Below are 1,250 nucleotides of genomic sequence, written 5' to 3'. Positions count from 1 at the left end.
ACTTCTCGGTGATCTTAGCGGAAGACGTCGTGAGAACACGTCAAGCCGTTGAAGCTGGCTTAACTCAGCATCGTGATTTCGCCATCAAGCTTGAACAGCAAGGACAAATTGCTCGAGTAGAACGTCTGCAGGCGGATGCTTCTTTGGATAAAGCCGTTGTTGAACGAACCAAAGCGCAGAACGACCTCAAAATTGCTCAATTAGCACTGACTCAGATCCTTGGTCAGAGCCAAAGTGTCGAACCTTCAGAACAACTCTTTATCAACAAAAACCTGCCTCATATGGACGTATTTGTTGATCAAACCCTCATGACCTACCCAGGCCTTAAAATCCTTGAAGCAAAAGAGAAACAAGCGAGTAGCTTGATCAAGGCTGAAAAAGGCAAATACTACCCAGAAGTTTACCTTTACGGTGATTACAGCCTGTACGAAGATGACTCGCTAGCCAGTGAAATGAAACCCGATTGGTTAGTCGGTATTGGTGTGAATGTACCGCTACTTGACACGTCAGGTCGTTCCGACAAAGTCGCTGCCGCTCATAGCGCCGTGTCTCAAGTCCAGTTTCTTAAGTCGCAAGCCAAGCAAGACTTAACCGTTTTGGTACAAAAGACCTATCTTGAAGCGAACCAAGCAATTGAAGAAGTTCAAGGCCTCAACTCAAGTCTGTCTTTAGCTCAAGAAAACCTTTCACTTCGTAAAAAAGCCTTCACTCAAGGACTTTCGAACTCGCTAGAAGTGGTTGATGCAGAGCTCTACCTTGCGAGCATCAAAACCCAGCAATCTGCTGCGCGATTCAAATACCTAATCTCTCTGAACAAGCTATTAGCGCTAACCAGCGAAATGAATGCTTACTCGAGTTACTTAACCTCTTCTGTTCCGTCTGACTTCGACTCAAAAACAGACACCGATAGCCAGTCAAAAGGATAATTCATGAAACCTATTAAGCCCCTTCTTCTATCTTTAGTTGGTATCGGCGTTATTGGCTGGGTCGGATACAGTTTTTACCAAGCTTATCAACCTCAGCCTGTTAAGCTTCAAGGTCAAATCGATGCGCAGCAATACAGCATCTCATCGAAAGTACCTGGCAGAATTGATGAAATATTCGTGCGTAAAGGCGATTCGGTTGAAAAAGGCGAATTGATCTTTTCTCTTCTTAGCCCTGAGATTGACGCGAAGCTAGAACAAGCAAAAGCAGGTCAAAAAGCTGCGGGCGCATTAGCAAAACAAGCTGAGAATGGTGCGCGTACTCCT

2 protein-coding genes are annotated in these 1,250 nt (G+C 45.1%); both read left to right on the top strand.

The window, feature by feature from the left end; genetic code table 11:
* On the top strand, nt 1–926 hold a 926-nt coding region (locus AB4496_RS20110; protein ID WP_372131735.1), incomplete at its 5' end, for a TolC family protein.
* Between the two features lie 3 nt (nt 927–929).
* Nucleotides 930–1,250: biotin/lipoyl-binding protein (locus AB4496_RS20105; RefSeq protein WP_372131734.1), on the top strand; the 321-nt coding region annotated here is incomplete at its 3' end.

It is taken from the genome of Vibrio sp. 10N.222.46.A1, assembly GCF_041473595.1.
In the GTDB taxonomy this organism is placed as follows: domain Bacteria; phylum Pseudomonadota; class Gammaproteobacteria; order Enterobacterales; family Vibrionaceae; genus Vibrio; species Vibrio tasmaniensis_A.
This window is presented reverse-complemented; position numbering and strand designations above follow the sequence as displayed.